Annotated in this window: 20 protein-coding genes, 1 pseudogene and 1 riboswitch; of the genes and pseudogenes, 9 read left to right on the top strand and 12 right to left on the bottom strand. The window is 63.1% G+C overall.

Going from position 1 to position 19,468, the window contains the following annotated elements; genetic code table 11:
* Positions 1-48: 48 nt before the first annotated feature.
* A pseudogene (locus tag M1248_RS27525) lies at positions 49-603 on the bottom strand (HNH endonuclease); the annotation flags it as partial.
* Positions 604-751: 148 nt separating this feature from the next.
* On the bottom strand, positions 752-889 hold the full coding sequence (locus tag M1248_RS27520) for a hypothetical protein (protein ID WP_317150333.1): 138 nt from the start codon (positions 887-889) through the stop codon (positions 752-754).
* A 109-nt stretch (positions 890-998) separates the two neighbouring features.
* On the opposite strand from M1248_RS27520, the gene M1248_RS27515 reads away from it, so the two are divergent.
* Together M1248_RS27515 and M1248_RS27510 are read left to right on the top strand one after the other, a co-directional pair.
* Positions 999-3,455 carry an AAA family ATPase gene (locus M1248_RS27515; protein ID WP_317150332.1) on the top strand — a complete coding sequence of 819 codons (2,457 nt, stop codon included), beginning with the start codon at positions 999-1,001 and terminating at the stop codon, positions 3,453-3,455.
* The gene (locus tag M1248_RS27510; RefSeq protein ID WP_317150331.1) at positions 3,452-3,799 is read left to right on the top strand and encodes a hypothetical protein; all 348 of its coding nucleotides are present in this window, start codon (positions 3,452-3,454) and stop codon (positions 3,797-3,799) included. Before M1248_RS27515 ends, M1248_RS27510 begins: the two co-directional genes overlap by 4 nt.
* A gap of 641 nt (positions 3,800-4,440) precedes the next feature.
* Here the strand turns inward: M1248_RS27510 and M1248_RS27505 are convergent.
* The 4 genes from M1248_RS27505 to M1248_RS27490 form a co-directional block, all read right to left on the bottom strand.
* A complete protein-coding gene (locus M1248_RS27505) occupies positions 4,441-5,409 on the bottom strand; it encodes a hypothetical protein (RefSeq protein WP_317150330.1) in 969 nt (322 codons plus the stop codon).
* Positions 5,410-5,494: 85 nt separating this feature from the next.
* Positions 5,495-6,343 (bottom strand): hypothetical protein, encoded by an 849-nt coding sequence (locus M1248_RS27500; RefSeq protein ID WP_317150329.1) that lies wholly within the window; start codon positions 6,341-6,343, stop codon positions 5,495-5,497.
* The gene (locus M1248_RS27495; RefSeq protein WP_317150328.1) at positions 6,343-6,684 is read right to left on the bottom strand and encodes a DUF732 domain-containing protein; all 342 of its coding nucleotides are present in this window, start codon (positions 6,682-6,684) and stop codon (positions 6,343-6,345) included. The genes M1248_RS27500 and M1248_RS27495 overlap by 1 nt, the downstream gene beginning before the upstream one ends.
* Positions 6,685-6,835: 151 nt before the next feature.
* On the bottom strand, positions 6,836-7,807 hold the full coding sequence (locus tag M1248_RS27490; RefSeq protein ID WP_317150327.1) for an aldo/keto reductase: 972 nt from the start codon (positions 7,805-7,807) through the stop codon (positions 6,836-6,838).
* 80 nt (positions 7,808-7,887) lie between these two features.
* Between M1248_RS27490 and M1248_RS27485 the strand changes: the two genes are divergently transcribed.
* Positions 7,888-9,546: a nuclease-related domain-containing DEAD/DEAH box helicase gene (locus M1248_RS27485; protein ID WP_317150326.1), complete on the top strand. Its 1,659-nt coding sequence runs from the start codon at positions 7,888-7,890 to the stop codon at positions 9,544-9,546.
* Positions 9,547-9,649: 103 nt separating this feature from the next.
* Here M1248_RS27485 and M1248_RS27480 read toward each other — a convergent pair whose 3' ends face one another.
* Complete coding sequence (locus M1248_RS27480) at positions 9,650-9,790, bottom strand: hypothetical protein (RefSeq protein ID WP_317150325.1); 141 nt, start codon at positions 9,788-9,790, stop codon at positions 9,650-9,652.
* A gap of 103 nt (positions 9,791-9,893) precedes the next feature.
* Between M1248_RS27480 and M1248_RS27475 the strand changes: the two genes are divergently transcribed.
* Together M1248_RS27475 and M1248_RS27470 are read left to right on the top strand one after the other, a co-directional pair.
* Positions 9,894-10,781, top strand: a complete 888-nt coding sequence (locus tag M1248_RS27475) for a hypothetical protein (RefSeq protein ID WP_317150324.1) — start codon at positions 9,894-9,896, stop codon at positions 10,779-10,781.
* Positions 10,782-10,877: 96 nt separating this feature from the next.
* Positions 10,878-11,756 (top strand): hypothetical protein, encoded by an 879-nt coding sequence (locus tag M1248_RS27470; RefSeq protein ID WP_317150323.1) that lies wholly within the window; start codon positions 10,878-10,880, stop codon positions 11,754-11,756.
* An 8-nt stretch (positions 11,757-11,764) separates the two neighbouring features.
* Here the strand turns inward: M1248_RS27470 and M1248_RS27465 are convergent, their stop codons facing one another.
* The 3 genes from M1248_RS27465 to M1248_RS27455 are packed head-to-tail and all read right to left on the bottom strand — an operon-like array spanning position 11,765 to position 14,398.
* A complete protein-coding gene (locus M1248_RS27465; RefSeq protein ID WP_317150322.1) occupies positions 11,765-12,199 on the bottom strand; it encodes a hypothetical protein in 435 nt (144 codons plus the stop codon).
* On the bottom strand, positions 12,199-12,939 hold the full coding sequence (locus M1248_RS27460; RefSeq protein ID WP_317150321.1) for an ankyrin repeat domain-containing protein: 741 nt from the start codon (positions 12,937-12,939) through the stop codon (positions 12,199-12,201). Before M1248_RS27460 ends, M1248_RS27465 begins: the two co-directional genes overlap by 1 nt.
* Positions 12,926-14,398 (bottom strand): ADP-ribosylglycohydrolase family protein, encoded by a 1,473-nt coding sequence (locus tag M1248_RS27455; protein ID WP_317150320.1) that lies wholly within the window; start codon positions 14,396-14,398, stop codon positions 12,926-12,928. Before M1248_RS27455 ends, M1248_RS27460 begins: the two co-directional genes overlap by 14 nt.
* Positions 14,399-14,473: 75 nt before the next feature.
* On the opposite strand from M1248_RS27455, the gene M1248_RS27450 reads away from it, so the two are divergent.
* Positions 14,474-15,133 (top strand): NUDIX hydrolase, encoded by a 660-nt coding sequence (locus M1248_RS27450; RefSeq protein ID WP_317150319.1) that lies wholly within the window; start codon positions 14,474-14,476, stop codon positions 15,131-15,133.
* Between the two features lie 89 nt (positions 15,134-15,222).
* Positions 15,223-15,334: riboswitch (SAM riboswitch) on the top strand.
* Positions 15,291-15,680 carry a hypothetical protein gene (locus tag M1248_RS27445; RefSeq protein WP_317150318.1) on the top strand — a complete coding sequence of 130 codons (390 nt, stop codon included), beginning with the start codon at positions 15,291-15,293 and terminating at the stop codon, positions 15,678-15,680. It overlaps the preceding riboswitch by 44 nt.
* 31 nt (positions 15,681-15,711) lie before the next feature.
* Here the strand turns inward: M1248_RS27445 and M1248_RS33450 are convergent, their stop codons facing one another.
* Positions 15,712-16,080 carry a DUF6308 family protein gene (locus M1248_RS33450; protein WP_410506740.1) on the bottom strand — a complete coding sequence of 123 codons (369 nt, stop codon included), beginning with the start codon at positions 16,078-16,080 and terminating at the stop codon, positions 15,712-15,714.
* Positions 16,081-16,829: 749 nt separating this feature from the next.
* The gene (locus M1248_RS27440; RefSeq protein ID WP_317150317.1) at positions 16,830-17,279 is read right to left on the bottom strand and encodes a hypothetical protein; all 450 of its coding nucleotides are present in this window, start codon (positions 17,277-17,279) and stop codon (positions 16,830-16,832) included.
* 24 nt (positions 17,280-17,303) lie between these two features.
* Here M1248_RS27440 and M1248_RS27435 point away from each other — a divergent pair, with 24 nt between their 5' ends.
* Positions 17,304-18,698, top strand: coding sequence for an RNase A-like domain-containing protein (locus M1248_RS27435; RefSeq protein WP_317150316.1), 1,395 nt, complete (start codon positions 17,304-17,306; stop codon positions 18,696-18,698).
* Positions 18,695-19,036 (top strand): contact-dependent growth inhibition system immunity protein, encoded by a 342-nt coding sequence (locus M1248_RS27430; protein WP_317150315.1) that lies wholly within the window; start codon positions 18,695-18,697, stop codon positions 19,034-19,036. Before M1248_RS27435 ends, M1248_RS27430 begins: the two co-directional genes overlap by 4 nt.
* Positions 19,037-19,468 lie beyond the last annotated feature (432 nt).

Below are 19,468 nucleotides of genomic sequence, written 5' to 3'. Positions count from 1 at the left end.
ACGACCGCTACAGCGAGTCGTCACACTTTCTCAACCAACCTGCCTGGGCAGTACAGCTAGGCCGTGAGCGACCCCAGGCTTCAACTCGATCGCGTCGTCGTGCTCACGCAGCGTCGACCGCGTTATGTGGTCATGCAGGAATGAGTCGTCGTACAGGAAGGGATCACTGGTCGAGGAGCCGGGCAGCCTCTGTAGCCGGTGCAACGGCTGCTGCGCCAGGCATAGAACAACCTCGTTAATCGCCTTCTCGTAGTCGCCGGGTGCGCGCAGTCGTGCAACATACACGGAACCTGCCAAACGACCAGAAGCGGCACGCAACGCATTCGCTGCGATCAAGATCCGGGCACGCGGCTGCGTCGACTGTCGAAGCTCATGTCCATCGAACGGCCGCACCTGCTGCCAGTAGACGTCGAGCACTCGGTGAGCCAGTTCGGGCAAAGGTACCTTCAACATCTCGTCAGGCCGGTCCGGAAGGTTCTCGATGCAGTGTTCGAGGAGCGCCATCAACGTCGCCAGCTTGTACGTCGCGGTCCGTAAGCCGGTTTCGAGGATGGCTATGACCCGCTGACCGAGCAGTAGCGGGTCCACAGTGTCATCCAACACGGCAAGTCACCCGTGTCAGTCCATCGCGGTACAACTGCACTCGGACATTATTGCGAGACCAGGGGGACCGGTGGGCAAACTCGTTCGGGACCAGATTCCCGATCTCATCCGCGCCTCTGGCCGTCGCCCGCACGTGAAGACGTTGAGTTCACAGTCCTATCGCGAGGCGCTCATCGAAAAGCTGCGCGAAGAGGTTGCAGAGCTCGCGGCCGAGCAAAGGTCGGATAGGGTGCTCGCAGAAGCGGCCGATGTGCTCGAGGTTCTCGCCGCGATCGCCGCCGATCATGGTGCCACCTCGATACCATCGTTGACGTCGCACGAGGGAAACGCATGGAGCGGGGAGGCTTTGACATGCGGCTATGGCTCGATGGGGTCGATCCAGGCGAGGCGCCTGCATGACGTCGGTGGAGTCTGTCCTCGGGGACGAGCGGCTGAAGAATTACGTCCTCGCACTTGCCGACGAAGACGCGAGTCTCAGCGATGACGCGCGCCTCGTCGTGTTGGCCGCGATGGAATCCGAGGAAGACCTGACCGAGGTCCTCGGTGCCGGCACCACCAAAGCGACGCTCGTCGACACACTGACCGCGCCCATCGAGGCGACGCCGGAGCCCGCGGGCGCTTACCTGACGTCAATCAGCGTGGCGGGCTTCCGCGGAATCGGCCCGAAAGTGACGCTACCGCTCAAGCCCGGTCCTGGGTTGACGGTCATTGCCGGCCGCAACGGATCTGGTAAGTCAACTCTCGCCGAGGGCCTTGAACTCGCTCTCACCGGCACCAACTCGCGGTGGAAAAACAAGCCCGCGATCTGGTCGCAAGACTGGCGCAATCTCCATGCCGGCGACAAGTCAGAGATCCGCATCGGTCTCGCTGAGGAAGGCTCAGGCGCGACGGAGATCGGCGTCGACTGGCCATCCGGTGATATCCCCGTCGACGACGCCAAGCGGTGGGTCCAGCGCGCGGGGGAGAAGCGCGAAGACATCCCGGCGCTCGGCTGGGAACCCTCACTCGAGATGTACCGGCCTTTGATGAGCTATGACGAGCTGAGCGGCATCCTCGAAGGCACTCCCAGCGCCTTCTATGACCAGCTGTACAAGCTGCTCGGTTTGGAGCGGTTGAGCGATGCGCTCGCCCGGCTCGAGGCCGAAGTGAAGCAACTGCGTCAGCCAGGCACCGAGCTACGCAAAGTGCGGGATGCGCTCAAGCCGATACTCGAGTCGCACGAAGACCCCCGCGCCGCAACCGCTTTGGCTCAGGTCCGGAAGAACAAGCCGAACCTCGATATTGTTCGGCCGTTAATCACCGACGGTACCGCCGCAGCCGTCCCGGAGGCCTGGCAGCGTGCGGAGCGGCTGAGCACTGCCGACCCTGAAGACATCGCGCTCAAGTGCGCCGCCCTGCGTTCCGCCGCGGAAAGCGAGCGCCAAGAAGCCGATCGTTCCGATGCGCTTGCCGCCGATCGCGCTCAACTCTTGGAGCTGGGCCTCGATTTTCACGACCACCACGGCGACCAGAAGTGCCCCGTGTGCGGCCACGGAACGCTGAACGAGACGTGGGCCGTCGCCGCTCGTGCCGCGCTCGAACAGGACCAAGAAGCCGCCCAGGCTCTCAAAGCCGCCCGGGCGGCCACCGAACAGGCTCGCTCCGCAGTGATCGCGGCCGTGCGTGACGTTCCGACGCCGCCTGTTACGGACCCGGATTTGACATCGCTGGCCGCCGCACGCGCGGCCTACGACGCCCTCGTCAAGCTTCCCGCCGACGGACATATCGCACTTGCGGATCACGTCACAAAGGCGCTGGGATCCGTCCGCGAGGCCTACTCGAGTCTCCGTGCGGAGGCCGTGAAGCTGATCCAGTCGCGCGCTGACGCGTGGGCGCCGATCGCGTTGGAACTGGCTGACTGGGTCCGCAAAGCTGAGAGGGTCGCCGAAGCTGAACCGAAACTCTCGGTCGCGGATGAGGCGTTGAAGTGGATTCAAAAGAACGCGGGAGTTCTCCGCAATGAACGGATAGCGCCGCTGGCGGATCAGGCCAAACGCATCTGGGCTGCGCTTCGGCAAGAGAGCAACGTGGACCTTGGCGAAATCCGCCTTGAGGGCCAAAAGACCACGCGTCGAGTCATTTTGAAAGCAGATGTTGACGGCTCTGACGCCGATGCGTTCGGAGTGATGAGTCAAGGTGAATTGCAGGCGCTGTCGCTGGCGATCTTCATCCCCCGCGCGACGTCGGCGGCGAGTCCGTTCCGTTTTCTCGTCCTCGACGACCCGATTCAGGCGATGGACCCGTCGAAGATCGACGGCTTTCTCGAAGTGCTCGTTGACCTCGCCGAAACCCGTCAAGTCATCGTGTTCACTCACGACGATCGGCTCCCGTCGGCCATCCGCATGTCAAGAGCGCCGGCGCGCATCGTCGAGCTGAGCCGGGGCGCGAACTCCGTTGTCACCGTGACGGAGTCGACCCGCCCAGCTGATCGACTGCTAGAGGACGCCTATGCGATCGCGGCCGATAAAGCCGTTCCTGAAGACATTAAGAAGAAGGCCATCCCGGTGTTGAGTCGTGAAGCACTGGAGGCGACGGCTTGGGATGTGTACTCATCACGTCTGTTGTCGACCGGTCACAAGCGAGTCGAACTCGAAGACGCCTGGGAAAAGGCAACCACGGTGAGGCTGCGAGTCGGTCTGGCTGTCAACCCCGCGGATGACGCGGCGATCGAGAAGTGGCTTAGCGGTGGCAGTGCGCGTCGTGCCGCGATGGCAGTGGCTGGCAAAGGCCTACACACCGGAGTGCAGGACTACTTGGAGGCTGTCAAGCAAGTCCGCCTTGCCGTCAAAGACCTCGGGTCGCTCGCGCCATGACCGGCGGCGGCAAGCTTCTCGATTACGCCGATCGGCTGCTCGACGGTGAGTTCGGCCTCGGTGCGCGCGGGCCTCGAATCGCCGCGTTGCTGACTCGGACGGTCCTGGAGGAGTGGCTCGACGAACAGAGCGCACCTTGGTTGTCATCGGCGCTCGGCCATCCAACTGCGAGGTCGAAAATTGTTGCACTAGGCGCTGTTCGAGGTGGTTACGTCGGCGAGAGAACCCGGCGAGTGTGGCACGGTCTGAGCCGGGCGGTGCACCACCATGCGTATGAGTTGCAGCCATCCATCCATGAGATCCGGAGCTTGGTAGGCGCGGTCCGAGAGCTGCAGCAGCAATGAGGGCCGGCAGGCGTCTGCACGAACGAAAATGATTGTCGCCCAACACTTCTGTCACATTAAAGGAGAGCAGCAATATGTCGGAGATAGAAGGCCTCCCTGATGAGATCGATTCGGGTGATATCGCTTTCACGTTTGAGAACTACGATTCCGATGGAGGCGGGCCGACTTTGTTCGACTTCCGCGCTACTTGGGACGGAGGTCACACCATGACGTGGTGGCAGGACATCTCAGAACGACAGCCCGGCTTAAGCCCTATGTCCAGTGCGCCGTCGGAGGGATGGGCCTCCTGGAGAAATGGGAACGACTTGCTCGTCGCGTACACGTGGCCAGATCTCGAGACTGACGGATGGGCGTACGTTCGGGGCGGGGCGCCGACTGCCGCAAAGGATGACGATGCAATGTACGAGCCGGAAACATGGCTTGCGCTTGCGCGAACAGTCCTAGGCGTAGTTCATGAACGGTTCTCCGATGCTGACGGAGGAACGTTCCGATAGTTCGTACAACGCGGTACACAGCAAGTTGGCGGCGGCGCGCGTTGACCTGCATGCCCCTTGTCAGAAGTAGGGCGTAACTAGCTTTCTTCGTTGATGCAGCCCGTTAGTATCTCCGCACAGCCAGTGGTATGACGACCTTCGGGTCGCTTACGCCCTTGCGGCCGTCCGCACCTGCTTGCTGATCCGGTTGACGATCCCATCGTCGAGATCTATGTCGAGCGTGACCGCTTCGTGCACGACTCCGCCCCCATCCCCAACTAACTCGGGTAGCGCATCGACGAGTTCAACGTAGTCGTCGATGAAGACGCGGAACCCCTCGAGAGGAATACCCATCAGCCTCGTGGTGTCTCGAACCAGACCGTCGTACCTGGAAGGCGCCTCGACATCGCGACATCGCTCAGCCAGTGCGAGGAAGCGCTCGTGAAGGTCCATCAGCCGGTTGGCCGCGTGCTGGATTCCATCGGCGTCCGCGGCGTCCTCGTTATGGCCTCCGAACACCCCCACGAACGCCGGCGCAGTCATTAACCCCTCAAGTTGCTCGACGAGCCGACTCAACTCGTGCATCGAGTCCGTGACGAAGCTCGCGACGTCTGGCCCGCTGTAGGCCCGCTCGCCGCCGGGCATGACGTAGCGCAGATCGAAATCTCGGAGCCGAGGCAACACCGCTGCGTGCCGCTGAACCAAGACCGACGCAAAGGCCGCCCACCTCCACGCGGCTGGCTTCTGCTCGATCAGTTGCTGCAATTCTCCTGCCGTGTAGGCGATCGCCGCGATCTCGTGTTCGTCTGCTGACGCGTCCGACGGCTGTAACGGCCATTTCGGTGAGATCGAGTGCATCAGCTCCGCCCCCGCGACTCCGTAGACACCACGATCGTCGCCGCGTTGCGCCCACCGATGTTGGCGCTCGGCCCGGTACGCGATTTCCTCGGCCTCGCGTTCGGCAGCAAGGCGTCTTTCCTGCTCGCGCCGGACGAGTGCGCGGACGGCGAAGAAGAGTCCGACGGCCGCGCCAGCTGCGATGAAGAACCAGTAATAGGTGATCACCAGTCCGATAAGCAGCAGCACGCCGAACACGGCTGCCCCGGCTCCTCCCGAGTCTGACCGACGCTGCGCCATCACGCCCGCCCCTCGGTATTGCGACCGGCACCGCGATGGCGCTTCCGCGACCACGTCGACACTTGTTCCTTCCGCGGAACCGAGGTCACCATCGGTAGCCGCACCTAGCGCACGTCCAGTTGTCGGCTGTGACACAGCATCCTCGCGCTTCCCGCCAAGGCTCGATCCGGACATCGAAAGGCAGCATTCCGAAAAGAGCACGTTGCGAACGCTTTTCACCACAGCGCGGACATGCTGGATGGCGCGAGAAGCGATAGTCGAGAAACGTCTCGAAATCACCGTGGCGAATCGCAGCTTGACACGCGATGCAGAGCGCCGCGGGCCAGTCGACCGGCAATGACGGTGGCCACCGGCTGTCGAATTCGTCGTCGACTTCGATACTCTCCGGATCCGCCGTCGGTGCCTCGTATCTCAACTCGTCGACCGTCCAGATCCCGACATTCGCGCGCGCGTCGGGACCGTGCAGGTCCAACGCCTTGTCGCATCTGGCGCATCTGCCACGTGACTCCAGCACGACAGCCGCCCGCGCCATCGACGTCTCGCCGAACAGTAAGTCGTCGTCGCGATCGAACCCCAAACGGTCGAGCGCGGCGAACAAAGCGGCCGCCTCGGGGCCTTCGAACAGCGTGGATCGCTCGTCCAGCGCATCGAGCCCGCAACCCACCTGCGCTACGGGCACCCCGGTGCTGAACCATGCACTGCTCGAGGCAATCGCGCGTGACACGGCGCCAATGGAGTCCAGGAGCATCACGTCCGGGAGGACCAAGCGCGGGTCGCTGTCGATGATCAAGACGATGCCATCGCCAGGACGTGCGTCCGGTACCTCCGGCCACGGCCGAAACGGCGAACTCGGTTCCAGGCGACTGATGACAGCGTCGTTCCACGGCGTGCCGATAACGACGTGAATACGACTGGGCGTGAACGGCTCTGACATCACACCGGGCCCGTATAACCGTTGTCGCGTGCCCAGGCCACCAATACCTGTTTGGTGTCTGGACACATGTGATCCACCGCCGCCACGAGAACGATCGCCGACTCCGTCGGGGCGAATCCCGTCCTCTGCAGCTTGCCCATCACCAGCGACGGATCCACGCCGAAACGCAGCTCGTGACAGAGCTCCTTGCCGATGCCGATCATGTCGATCATCGACTCGTAGAACACGCCCTGGTTGTCCAGCCGCGCGATGAAGTCGTACTGGTCGGCACGCGCCGGCGCCGACAACGCCACTGCTCCGAATACCGCGAGCACGCCCGCAATAACCCCACGTCCGCGCATGATCCCCCCTAGATTCGCGCTTTGACGTGACTGTAAACAGGGGTACTGACAAGAAATGCGATCGGAGATTCGGCAGGCGAAGCCGACGCATTCGTGCGTCGAGCCCGCTCGCGGACCTAGGTGCACCGGCCACCCGGTCGATAAGTTCAGGTCAGCGGTGCGTCAGCTTCTCGCGAATCGTGTCACCGAGGCTCCGCACGGCCGACACGGGTCGGAACGCCCGAGCTTCAGAGGTCAGCGCGTCGATCGCCTCCGGCTTCAGCTCGATATCGGCGGCCTCGACGTTGAACTCGAGCTGCTCGACACTGGACGCTCCGGGAATGGCGACCACGCCGGGCAGGCTGATCAGCCACGCCAGCGCGACCTGAGCCGGTTTCGCGCCGACCTCGGCGGCCACGTCGCGCGCCGTGTTCAGGAGCGGCTCGACCCGCTTGAGGTTCTCGGTGCCGAACAGCGGGTTGAACGCACGTACCCCGCCGGGGCGGTTGTCGACGCCGTATTTGCCGCCCAGCAGCCCCTGCGCGAGCGGACTGTAGGCCATCACCATCCGGTTCTCCCGCTCGGCGAACGGCACGAGGTCGTCGAGCGGTTGCGCGTGCGCCAACGAGAAGTGGACCTGGTTGCTGATCACCGGCCGGCCCAACGCCGCATCGGCCTTGAGCCACCGCTGCAGCGAGTAATTGGACACACCGGCCGCGCCGATGCGTCCGCTGTCGAGCAGCTCGCGCATTCCGGGCATGATCACCGAATCGGGCACTACCGGATTGGCCTGATGGATCTGGTAAAGCGGGATACGTTCCAGCTGCAGCCTTTTCGCGCTCGCCGCCGCGCGCTGCTTCACGATCGCGGGGAACGGCGCGATCGGGAAGATCTTGCTCGCCACCACGACGTCGCCGCGTTCATCGCCGAGCGCCTCGCCCAGGATGCGCTCGCTCTTGCCCGTGCCGTAGATCTCGGCGGTGTCGAACAGATTGACGCCCAGCGCGCGGGCTCGCGCAACGATGTCGCGGGCCGCACCCGATGCGTAGCTGTCGCCGTAGCCCCACTCGCGCGATCCGAACTGCCACGTGCCCAGTCCGATCCTGCTGACCTGCCCCAGCCCCTCGACCTCCAGATGCTTCATGAATCCCACCGTACTGACCGACGGAATCAATGGCCGTCGCTACCATCGACTCCACTCACAGGGGAGGTTGAGGCGCATCGATGACGATCACGCCCGACGAAACGCCGCGTCTTGCCAACCGCGCGGAGCGCAAGGTCTACCGAACGCTGACTGATCAGCTTCAACCCAACGACCTGATCGTTGCCGGCCAACGGGTGACCGATCACTTGAAGGACCACGAGGTCGACTTCGTCGTCGCCATCGAAGGCGCCGGCATCATCTGCCTCGAGGTGAAGGGTGGCGAAGTCTGGCACGACGGGAATACCTGGTGGCAGGGCAACCGCGGCCACGAGCACAAGATCAAACCGGTCCTCCAGTCCCGCGAAGCCTGCTACGCGCTTCGTGAGTACATCGAGAAAGACCCACAGTGGACACAGGGCCGACTGCGCTGGGACCACGTCATCGTCCTACCGAACTCCGAGATTGCCGCCGATTTTGCGCTTCCGGAGTGCCCGCGATGGAAGGTCATCGACCGCAACGACCTCGCGACGCTCGTCGACAAGCTGAAGTACGTCCTCGTTCGACAGGAACTCGACCGTCCCTTGCTGTCACAACAGGGCATCGACCAGCTAGCAACGGCATTGAGCGGCAGGGGATTACCGCAGCGCAGCGTTGTCGCGCGTGCGCTGGCCAACGAAGATGCCGCCGACGCGCTCACCGAACATCAGGCCGTCGTCCTCGACGCCATCAAGCTGCTCAACCGTGTCGAAGTCCGTGGGGGAGCGGGCAGCGGCAAGACCTTCCTGGCTATGGAGCAGGCGCGTCGACTCTCGGCGAAGGGTCAGCGCGTCGCACTGGTGTGCTACTCGCACGGTCTGGCGTCGTATCTGGAGCGCATCACCGCCACCTGGTCGCGCCGTCAGCAGCCCGGTTATGTCGGTGAGTTCCACGACCTCGGCAAGCAGTGGGGAGCACCTGAAGGTCCGGACGAATCCATCGCCACCGCCGAGACGGCGCAGTTCTGGGAACACGATCTTCCGCTCCAAATGGCCGAACTCGCAATGGAACTCGAGCACGGCCACCGATTCGACTCGATTGTGGTCGACGAGGCCCAGGACTTCGCCGACTCCTGGTGGGAGCCGCTGCTGATCGCGCTGAAAGATCCCGATGAAGGCGGCATCTACGTGTTCACCGACGAAGGCCAGCGGGTGTTCGACCGACACGGGTCGCCGCCGGTGCCGTTGGTACCGCTGCTGCTCGATCACAATGTGCGCAACACCCGCCAGATCGCCAATGCGTTCCAGCCGCTCGTCAACCATCCCATGCGCTTTCTCGGCGGTGAGGGTCCGGCGGTGAAGTTCGTGGCTTGTGCCCGTGAAGACGCGTTGGGCGTCGGCGACGACGAAGTCGAACTGCTACTCGAGGAGGGTTGGCGCCCGGAAGATGTTGCGCTGCTGACGACCGGCAGCCGCCATCCTGAGCAGACCGAACGTCAGAAGGACGGTCACAAGGCGTATTGGGACAGCTTTTGGGACGCCGAGCAGGTGTTCTACGGTCACGTCCTCGGGTTCAAAGGACTGGAGCGTCGCGCTGTCGTGGTGGTCGTCAACGAGACGAGCCAGTTCGAGCGTTCCCGAGAGCGGCTCTACGTCGGGTTATCCAGGGCCCGAGACCAACTCGTCGTCTGCGGCGACCCGGACTTTATCCGCGACGTCGGTGGACCTGATCTTGCGCACCGACTGAATCTGCCACCTGGCTAGTCGACATCGACACTCACCGGTCTCTACGATTCTGCCTCATCTCGCGGGCAAGTCCCTGCACGTACCTACAGGTTTCCATGAGCCGCTCGCGAGACTCCGCGGGCTACTCTCTGAACGGTGGATTAGTCAGGATGAGGTCGATAATCGCGTTTCGCGTCTCGATGTCGGTGGTGCGCTCAGCGATGGCGGCCAACAACTCTTGGAGCAACGCGTCAACAGGTTCGACGGCATCTTCAGAGTTCACCGCCGCACCGTAGCCGTCGGTACCGACATCTCAGAACGCCCAAACAAGTCGGCCCCAGTGCTGTCGGGCACCGCCGCTAGATTGGCGACGGAGGGAAATGAGCATGAGCGAGCCTGAGCCGGCGGCGAGCCGCGAGATTTCGGCGAAAGACGTCTTCGCCCGCTCCAACATGCCTTCACGCTGGGAGCGATTGACCAACGTGGCGCCGAAGACCGCGGCTGACCGGATGTACCTGGCGTTCATCGCGGCCCGCTACCGCGGCGACGAGTTGCTGACCCACCCCGACGACCTCGTGCCCCCAGACGACTTCCACGTTCGCGAACGGACCCTCATGGTCGGCTGGCCCACTGCCGCCTTGGGTGTCGGGCTGACGCTGACCGGCGTCGCCACACACCTGCCGGTGCTGACCATCGTCGGCATCGTGGTCCTGGTCTGTGCAGTCGTTGTTGTGATGGGCATGGTCGTGGTGACGCAACCGGCCATCAGCGACTTCCGGGCGCAGAAGGCGCTATGCGAGGCGGCCGAAGCCCGGCTGTACGCCGATCCGATGGATTCGGAAAACACCGCGACTCTCAACGAGATGATCACCCACGACGAAGGCACTCTCGCCTACTGCGCCGCCAAGATCGCATCGGAAATCGAGCAGGATCCGAATTGGGGGTCGCCGCAAATCGACCTCACGATGATCGACCTATGGGACGAACTGACCGAAGTCGGCGACAGTGCACGGCAGATCGCCGAAGACCGCCGCGCCACCGACTCGCTTCAGAAGAGCCGCCTTCGCGACCACGCGGACATGAAGCTGACGATCGCCGAGGACAAGAAGCTCCGCAAAGAGGCGCTCACGCTGTTGTCCGCCCGCGTCTATTCGTTCGCCGACTACCGGGACCAGGTGCAGCGCCTCAGCATCACTGCACGGCGTGACAAGAACGCGCTCACCCGGGCCATTCGACGGGTATCAGACGAGCAGGCACGACACCGTCTGGTCTGAACGGTGGGGGGGCCATGTGCGGCCGGTGCGCCCATTCGGGAGCACAGCAAACTCAGAAGATGATGAATTGTCATACTCTGCTGGCATAATGGATAGATGGAGCAAACAACGACCGAACGCCTGCACATCGTCGAGGGGACCGATTGGAAGGACGCGGCGATCGCTCTCATGGAGTCCCGCTGTCCCTACCGGCCCTGGCGGTATGGCTTCGGCGAGATGCGCGAGGGCGACCCGGTAGCGGTCGTGCTCAACACGGATCCGCCGTCGATCATGACCACACTCGGACGCATCGGCATCGATGGTCGTTCGGATCGTGCCGTGATCGAATGGCCCTATCCCGGTCCCACACTGCTGGATCTCACCACATTGACCGCGGTCGTCAACTTTCCCCACGATCAGGATCCGCGCAACGTATGGATGCTTCGCGGCGACGCCGCGATTCGGCTCGAACTCGCGCTGAGGGAGACAGAGTGGCGGAACGATCAGTCGATGCGGTTCGGGCACTCGAGTGTGGTCGCGGCACGCATCCTGTTGCATTCCGAGGGCCGCTGTACTGGTTGCGACTCGGGCATCGATCTGACGTGGTGGGACGCCCGCGACCATGCGCATATCCGTACCGTCGATGCGCCCCTGCGTGATCCGTCGGAGGTGCTGATCCAGGACAAGAAGGGGTGGGCCAGCTACGTCGAAGGCCCCTTCAATCCGAAAAGTTGGTTGCTACCCGAACTTCCGACCGATTGGCCTGGCGTCCTGTGTCCGCGTTGCGTCACGCGCATGGACGAAGACGGCCACGCCACCCTGCTCGACTTTCGCTTCTCACAGCACCCGAAGTGTCCTAACTGCGGAGCGGGACGCACCCAGCGCGCGCTGTTCGGCATGCCCGCCAGACTCGACAATCCGCCCTGGCTGGACATGCGCGGTTGCTGTGTGACACCCGACAACTGGACCTGCACCGCGTGTGCCTATAAATGGTGACGATGCAACTATGCCTCCGAGATCTCCTGAGCCCAGGAATAATTGATCCCGTTCGTCTCGAGCCAGTCCGACGGAAAGTCGACGATGTCCATGTAATGGTCGCTGCGGCCGGGAACCTTGATTGCCTTGTCCGCGATGCGCTTTGCGAAGACTTCCGCGAGATCGTCGTCAGCTGTCGCTCTGAGAGCGACCCTCAATTTCATGAGCTCAGTCTCCTCGATCCAGAAGAGTTTGCTGAGATCGTCAACCCAGCCGCGCCCATCGTCGGATACATAGATCGTGAAGCCCTCAGGAGACTCGCCGGCCCAGATCTCGAGGAGGTGGTAATTGCCGCTCGCTGGGTCGATCGGTGCGTCGCCTTCGTAGACCTTCTTCCCGCCATGTGGCACCCGCACGCCCAAGTCGTCTCGGTAGGTCGCCTTACCCGGTGTCGGTGACGTCATCATACGAATCCTTCCGCTACGAGAATTGCTCCAGCCGTGGTGATCACATGCTCTTGGCCTGACCCGCTGACCACGCGGCACAAACTCTTTACATCGAGGAAGTTTTCCTGCAGTCGGATATCGAAGCCGCCGTACATACCCGGCACCGGAAACCAGACGTGCTGATCCGGCACTTCGTGCAGTATCCCAACTGGCGGATACCTCAGGACCTCACGCGGATTGCGTCCGTCGAACAACACGCCGCGGATGCGTCCGTCGATCACCTCAGCGAGATGGCCTTCGAGCGAATGGATTTCGTTCGACGAGAGCGGCGATGGTGGTGGTACCAGCTCCTGTGCAAGCAGGGTGTACGACTCCTCGGCAATGCCGACACCCTTGCCCCAGTGGGTCTTGCGCGCGCGGTCCATCAGCACGTCATGAGCGGTTCGTCCCCTCGACTCCGTCAGCGTCAGTAGCGCACCACGTCGGACCAGCGCAGCGACCACATTGGCCGGTGCGCCGTGCCAGGCCGTCTGATGAAGCACCGTGAACCACGCGGTGCCTCCCGGTCTCCACCAATTGATGTCGATCGGCAACGCCGGGTCGTCGAGCATGTTCAACACGGCTGACCAGTCGCCGGCCTTGGCGGCATCGGCGAAACGGTGTGACCCGGCGACGATGTGATCGTGCAGCAGTCCAGGGGCGAGGACGCCGTGCCACACGAATGGTTGGTCGCTCGGCGACGCGTTATCTCGCGACATGACTATCTCCTTGCGATTCGAGGTCGCGAGACTGTAAGCGTCGCAGTGCGTCCCGGAACAACCGGTTTGGATATGAGTCCGGCAGAACCGTCTTGATGTCGCGCAGTGCCTCGTCGACGTCGACACCGCGCAGGCGTGCCCCGTATAGCGCCCCGACCGTCGGCGTGCGGCTGTACGCCCCGACGCAGTGGAGCAAGACCGTGTGGCCCTCTCGTCGAAACTGCTCCACCAGACGAACGGTGTCCATGAGCACGAAATCCAGATGCGGGTTCTCGTCAACCTCGGGCCGATCGATCAGCCGCACTTCGACATGCGGTATGTCACCGCGCATGTCCTCGTCCGCCAACCGGCAGAGCGATACGACCGCGCCCACCTCCTCCGGCAGCTGTCGAAGGACGCCGACGCCGCCGAGCAAGACACCGTCGTCATACGGGTGGCGGGCGAACGTGTCGATCGGCGAACCCGGATACGAAAAGTCGAATCCGTCCGGCTTTCCGTTGCGCTCGATCGCCGTTGCGAGCCCCACCAGATCATGAGCGGTCAGACCCGGCCACCCGTGCAGCAGGCGACGCCACTCGCCAGGCACCGCCGATGCCCCGTAGACGGCACCCAGTAATCCTCCCGCGATCGCCGCGACCGTATCGGTGTCGTAGCCGGCCCGCACGGCGGCGTCCAACGAAAGCCGAAGATGGTCGGCGCGGAACGTCCCGGCTACCGGATCGTCAGCGGGTACCGGCGTGGTGGCGATCGCCGACACCGCCGCCTGTAGGGCCGTCACCACCCAGCCGTTGTTGGGGAAAGACGCCGGGGGAGCGGCCTCGGCCTCATCCAGTCGCTTCGACCACAGATCGCGATGGTCAGAATCGATGTGACGCAGACCGATTCGCACATCGAGCTCTCCAGTGCGCACGGCATGCCGGATAGCGCAGCACCACAGCACGCACGCGTCGGCCGCATCCGGGTCGAAGTGTGTGAGGTTGCTGATCGCACGTGCCGCCTCGACCAACGCGTCCTCGTCGTCGAGGTAGGCGAGGGCCAACGGCGCCGTGCGCATCAGCGATCCGTTGCCGGCGGTGCGGCCGGTGCGCTCATGAAGGTTGGCCGACAGGCCACGGGCGCGCGCCGCGGTGATGGCGCCGTCGCGCGCCGCCGCCGACAACACAGAACGGGTCTGGATACCCACGTCCTTGGCGGTTAGGGACCACTCGTGCCACCGCCGCACGATGAGATCCTGGGCGTCTGCGTCGCGCAGGTCGGCGCCCGTCGCGGCGACTTCCGCGATCGCGATGGCCATCGACGTATCGTCGGTCCACTCGCCGGCCGCCCACGGGCCACCGCCGACCATTGCTACCTCGAGATCTGGCCCACGTGGCGGCCTGAACTCGTACGGCGCACCGAGCGCATCCCCGGCCGCGGTCGCCAGCAGCACACCTTCCACCCGATCGTTGTAAGAAGTCATCTCCGGGCTCCCTCCCTTGAACTAATTTGAGCGATTCTCCGCTAATTAGTTCTCACTGTACGCTAGGGGACCGACATGAGCCAGCGACGCTACCGAGATTCCAGCGGGCGGACCCTCGCCGACTATCCGCGACCGTCCGTCGCAGTGGACACTGCGGTGCTCACGGTGGACGCTCACCGAACGCTGGTTGTGCTGGAAGTGCGCAGGCTGTCGTCCACCGGGTGGGCGCTGCCCAGAACCTTCTTGTACGAAGGGGAAACGCTCGCCGACGCCGTGAACCGCTCCTTGCGCGCGAAAGCCAACGTGCGGGGACTGCATCCACGCCAATTGCACGTCTTCGACGATCCGCATCGCGACGAACGGGGATGGGTGCTGTCCGTCGCGCACGTCGACGTGGTGCGCATGGACCAACTGGAGACGCGGTTTGCCGACAGAACCAGGCTGGTTCCGGTCGACAGTCCCGGGCGCTTGCCGTGGGGCCATGAGGGCATCATCAAGCGGGCGGTCGAGCACGTCCGCGTCGACTACATCGACAAGCCGGACCCCGCCGGCCTCCTCGGTGACGAATTCACGCTCCGCGACCTCCGACTAGTGCACGAGGCCATCGCCGGAAAGGCGCTTCAGCGCGATACGTTTCGGCGAACGATGGAACCGCATCTCGATGCGACGGGTTCTACGACGATCCGCGGCCGAGGGCGCCCGGCAGAGCTGTTCCGACGACGACGGGGCGCGTAGCTGCGTGGGCACATAGCGTCTCGTTGGAGCGATCGTGATGGATACGCACTGCGGCCCCTCTGTCCGACCGTCGACGTAAACTGGCCTTGCTTCATGAGATGTCGTCGCCAAGCTCCGACTGGACGGCACGCCAACCCCACGCTCGTGGGTGGCTCGGATGACGAAGTGGCCAGCACCGACCGGTGTCGGCAAGAGCGCCTCCCACGCGGAAGGCCCGACGTTCGGAAGTACAGCCATGTTCGATCGCACTTGCAGGTCCTATCTGCCCGGCCACGGGATGCACTGGATCCACGGGAAGAAATCATTTGAGGATGGTCAACCGGTCATCCGCGTGAAAGTTGTTGCGGTCAATGATGATGGACAAGTCGACATCGAAGGCGACGACCTCGAACTGACGCTCTGGCACCACAATCCCCATCGCCTGCGTTCGGCCTTTTACGTTGGTGGTATTGCTGAATGGATGCCGAAGTATCACGTGTTGTACGTCATCTCGAGTGCATCCTTCAATCTCGCATCGCTCGAGCACGTGAGGCCATGCAAGTCGTAGAGGTGAACGTGACGGGACGTGAGCGTCCTAGTCAGGCTTTTCGGCCGCGCGTCCACAGCAGTACGTCGAGGAGGCGAAGGACTTCATCATCAACGCGTATATCTCTCGCTTGCGCTCTGTTCGCGAGTGAATTAAGCGCACGAAGGAGTTCCTCGTTTGAGGCTAGATAGGCAAACACTTGGATGTCAGCGCTGAACCATCCAAGGCGGCCTTGCTGCACCTGGCTGACTGAACCGGCGAGTTCCTTTCCCCCCGAGAGGTACCGGCACACGACGCTGTCGCGAACGGGAAAGAGCTTGGGCCTCTTTCGCGCGCAAAGCTTCGCAGCGAACACCCAGTAATTGGATTGGCGTGTGTCGCTTGCCAAGAGGCTTCGGAGGTGATGCTGGAGATCCCACATCGCGGACAGCGCGTTAGATGTCAACAAGGGGAATCCAGTCCGATGGTAGGTCGAACGAGCCGCCATCGGCATATCGGCCGGTGTTACTCACAGGCTGAACTTAACCGACATCACAGGTAATTCCCCCTGGGCAATTCGGGCTTGAACCTGCCGGACTGAACCGTGGCTGGACGAATTGCGTCTGTGTGTTGCGAGAACCGGACGCATCCACCTCGGAATCCACCCGCCGAAGAGGGGTCAATTCTCGGCCGTCGTCGACAACCGCCGCCAAGCTCCCTAACCAAAGCCAACCGTCAACGGTCGTGCCTGAATATTGGCGAAGAGGCGGCACCAACAGCTGCGATAGCCTGGGATCGTTAAGGGGGTGGCATGGCGAAAGACCTAAGTGTGCACGCGGGCGGGTTGTTGTCGGCTGCCGCTCACAGTGCCGCTGTAGCCGCTGGTGTGCTCGCTGATAGTGATGATGTTTCGGTGAGCGCTCGTCCTAGCGGTGCTGGAGTTGCTGCATTCGATGCGGTGAGTGCTGCGGTTCGCACTCGTCTATCTCATCGCATTGCTGGTCAGGGAAGTGATGTAGGTGCAGCAGCTGGACGCTATGACGCCACGGACGGAGGCAATGCGGACACCATCGCGGTGACCGTGTGAACCCTGCCGCTACGCCAACGGCGGTACCGAGCCGCTCCGACATCGAGGAGTGGGATTGCTCGGATCTGGATTCTGCTGCAGTTCGCTGGCAGGCATCAGCGCAACTATTGGAGTCTGCGATCGAGCAGCACAGGCAGAACATCCTGACCCCTGGCGGCACGACCTGGGAAGGTGACGCCAAGGACGCGGCGCTGGACCGAGTGACCGCTGATGCGGCGGTAGCGCGTCTGCAGGGCGATGTGCATCGTGAAGCGGCCGGTGTCGCGCGGCGCGGCGGCGAGGACATCCGAGCCGCGTGCACGCAGGTGCTTGAAGCCATCGCTGAAGCCGAGCAGGACGACTTCAGCGTCGGTGATGACCTCTCGGTGACTGACAACCGTGCATATGACATGGATACTGCGGCAGCCCGCGCGACCGCCGCCACCGAGCATGCCGAGTTCATTCGTTGGCGCGCAGAGCAGCTCGTTACCGCTGATGCTCTGGTCGGGCAGCAGCTTAAAGCGAAAGCCGTTGAACTGGAGGGCGTTCAGTTCGAGGGCGATATCGACGGACAACGGATTGACTCCACGGTGCGCCTCGTGGACAACAAGACAGGGGAGAAGGGTTCGCCGACAGAATCGTCTGAGCGGGTGGAACCTGGCTCGCCGCCGCAGGAGTCTGCGGGCACGTGGCGCGACATGCTGGTGCCTCCTGGAACTGCCGCCAGTGATGCAGCTCGGTCGTCGTTGGACGCGCTGTTGGGGGAGGGCAAGACCACAGACAAACCACCCTCGAACCTGGATGAGGGATTGTCGGAGCTCGCCGGGCAACCCGGTGCTGCGCCGCCCGCGGCGTTGGAACGCATCCTCAGCCAGCATGCTGGTAACGGCAAGGGCGAGGACAGGCGCTACACCCGTCATCCGTTGGAAGCTCCCATCGTCGGTGCTGATCTGTCGGTAGTCGGCCAGCAGCAGGTCAGGGTGGATGCCGCGCACCAGAACGTCGCGTCCGCCCAAGACGCACTCGATGACGCTCTAGCCCAGGCCACGGTCGCGGGGCCCGGAGCTGGTCCTAGCCGCGACCGGCTCGAAGCTCTGGGTCAGGCGTTGATCGATGCGCGCATTGACGTGACCAGTCAGACCGAGATTCTGAAGGATCTCAATGCAGCGGCAGGTGAGGTCGGTCGCGGGGCAGTGCCGATTCCTGACCTGCCCGAGAACGCTGATGTTCAGGCCTTTCCGCAAGAACCGTCGGCATTCGCCGAAGGTAGCCGCGCCTTGAGCGAAGGCAGTCTCGGACTCATCCCCGATGTTGCCCACGACATCGACGTGTTCACCAACTGGAGCGAACACTCCGCCGAGGATCGCCTTGGAGCGGTGCTCGATGTCGCCGGGGCGGCACCCATCCCTGGCGGCAAGTTCGTAACCGAGGGCGTCGAACACGCTGTTGATGGCTTCAACGCCACCCGCCACCTGGACGACGGTCTCGATGCAGCTGGTTCGGGAGCACATCACGTTCCCGATGCGCCGTCGACTCCACACGTTGACCAGACGACAGAGGGACCTAGCCCGCGCGGTGGCGACGGTGTCGACGCAGGTTCTACGGGCTCTTTCGACTTCGAGGATGCTAGTTCGCTCTTACAGACCAGTGAAACCAACGGTGGACATCTCATCGAGCGTCACGTCGGGCGGACCTTTGATGACCTCTCCGCTCGACTGGATGAATACCCTCGACTCGGACAAGTATCGACGTTCGGGTCGGTCGATGAAGCCGCTGCTGCACTTGGAACCGCACTCAACCACAACAAGAACGTGTTCGATGATTGGATTGCCAACGGAGCGAAGGGAAAACTCGAGTTGGTTGCACCGTTTGAAGGCGGATCGGTTTTAGCGCGAGGATCCGACGCCCCGGTACCGGGGTCAAGCGTCAAGATGATCCTCAAATCCGATGGATCCGGCGGATGGTACGTACTAACAGGAATGGTCAATCCGTGAGCGCGCACTCGGTATCAGGTCCCTTAAGCCATTTTTTCGGGGCATACTTCCACGAGGACTGGGTTCTAGAGGCCGCTGACTGGCAAGGGGTTGTCGACAGTTACGTTCAGGACGAACAACCCTCTACGGAGTTGCTTCGCACGTTGTCCCAAGAAATCGATGACCTGGCTGGCGAGTGCACCGAACCCGACGCCGAACGACTTGTGACGCGCACGATGGGTGCTAATTACTACCCCCTACCTGAATTCACCTACAAGGTGTGGCTCGGGCAGGTCGCCGCGCGGCTGCGCCAGCACTCCGCCGCGATTGACGGTGGTGCTACCCCTCCTACTGCTTGAGACGACCCGTCGGCTGTGACGGATTGCAATATCGCCAGCGTCGGACGGCGATGAACGTCGGCTCGATCTCGGCGGACCTGTATCAGTTCGTAAGGCGGGATGTCCTGAAAGCGCTGCTGGCGGAGGGCCCGCTGCTGCTGGCCACGGATGAGAACCGTCCCGGGAAAGGTCAGGGTTCGCTCGACTGTCTTGGCCGACGGCTCATTCGCCTAGTCGCTTTCACCAGCGCCCGGAGGTCATCGCTTTCAACCCATCGGATGCTGTCTTCGCGCGCAGCACGCTCGAGGTGCTGGAGATGGTTCGCACGGACGGGTACGGCGCAATCGTGGTGAACCCCGCCGGGCCCTCAATTGCGTTCTCTGAGGATAAGATTGAGGACGGTCCCGGTCATGGGCGCCCGTTCGCCGATTACCGGGACCAGATGCAGCGTCT

It is taken from the genome of Mycobacterium sp. 29Ha (assembly GCF_032883055.1).
Taxonomy (GTDB): domain Bacteria; phylum Actinomycetota; class Actinomycetes; order Mycobacteriales; family Mycobacteriaceae; genus Mycobacterium; species Mycobacterium gallinarum.
Note: the sequence above shows the minus strand (reverse complement) of the source record. Positions and strands in the feature narration are given on the sequence as shown.

What these genes read in the sequence shown, in the direction of transcription:
- M1248_RS27520 (WP_317150333.1), bottom strand. Translation starts at nt 889, where the DNA reads ATGATCGGCGGCGATCGCGGCGAGAACCTCGAGCACATCGGCCGCTTC.
- M1248_RS27515 (WP_317150332.1), top strand. Translation starts at nt 999, where the DNA reads ATGACGTCGGTGGAGTCTGTCCTCGGGGACGAGCGGCTGAAGAATTAC.
- M1248_RS27510 (WP_317150331.1), top strand. Translation starts at nt 3,452, where the DNA reads ATGACCGGCGGCGGCAAGCTTCTCGATTACGCCGATCGGCTGCTCGAC.
- M1248_RS27505 (WP_317150330.1), bottom strand. Translation starts at nt 5,409, where the DNA reads ATGGCGCAGCGTCGGTCAGACTCGGGAGGAGCCGGGGCAGCCGTGTTC.
- M1248_RS27500 (WP_317150329.1), bottom strand. Translation starts at nt 6,343, where the DNA reads ATGTCAGAGCCGTTCACGCCCAGTCGTATTCACGTCGTTATCGGCACG.
- M1248_RS27495 (WP_317150328.1), bottom strand. Translation starts at nt 6,684, where the DNA reads ATGCGCGGACGTGGGGTTATTGCGGGCGTGCTCGCGGTATTCGGAGCA.
- M1248_RS27490 (WP_317150327.1), bottom strand. Translation starts at nt 7,807, where the DNA reads ATGAAGCATCTGGAGGTCGAGGGGCTGGGGCAGGTCAGCAGGATCGGA.
- M1248_RS27485 (WP_317150326.1), top strand. Translation starts at nt 7,888, where the DNA reads ATGACGATCACGCCCGACGAAACGCCGCGTCTTGCCAACCGCGCGGAG.
- M1248_RS27475 (WP_317150324.1), top strand. Translation starts at nt 9,894, where the DNA reads ATGAGCGAGCCTGAGCCGGCGGCGAGCCGCGAGATTTCGGCGAAAGAC.
- M1248_RS27470 (WP_317150323.1), top strand. Translation starts at nt 10,878, where the DNA reads ATGGAGCAAACAACGACCGAACGCCTGCACATCGTCGAGGGGACCGAT.
- M1248_RS27465 (WP_317150322.1), bottom strand. Translation starts at nt 12,199, where the DNA reads ATGACGTCACCGACACCGGGTAAGGCGACCTACCGAGACGACTTGGGC.
- M1248_RS27460 (WP_317150321.1), bottom strand. Translation starts at nt 12,939, where the DNA reads ATGTCGCGAGATAACGCGTCGCCGAGCGACCAACCATTCGTGTGGCAC.
- M1248_RS27455 (WP_317150320.1), bottom strand. Translation starts at nt 14,398, where the DNA reads ATGACTTCTTACAACGATCGGGTGGAAGGTGTGCTGCTGGCGACCGCG.
- M1248_RS27450 (WP_317150319.1), top strand. Translation starts at nt 14,474, where the DNA reads ATGAGCCAGCGACGCTACCGAGATTCCAGCGGGCGGACCCTCGCCGAC.
- M1248_RS27445 (WP_317150318.1), top strand. Translation starts at nt 15,291, where the DNA reads ATGACGAAGTGGCCAGCACCGACCGGTGTCGGCAAGAGCGCCTCCCAC.
- M1248_RS33450 (WP_410506740.1), bottom strand. Translation starts at nt 16,080, where the DNA reads ATGTGGGATCTCCAGCATCACCTCCGAAGCCTCTTGGCAAGCGACACA.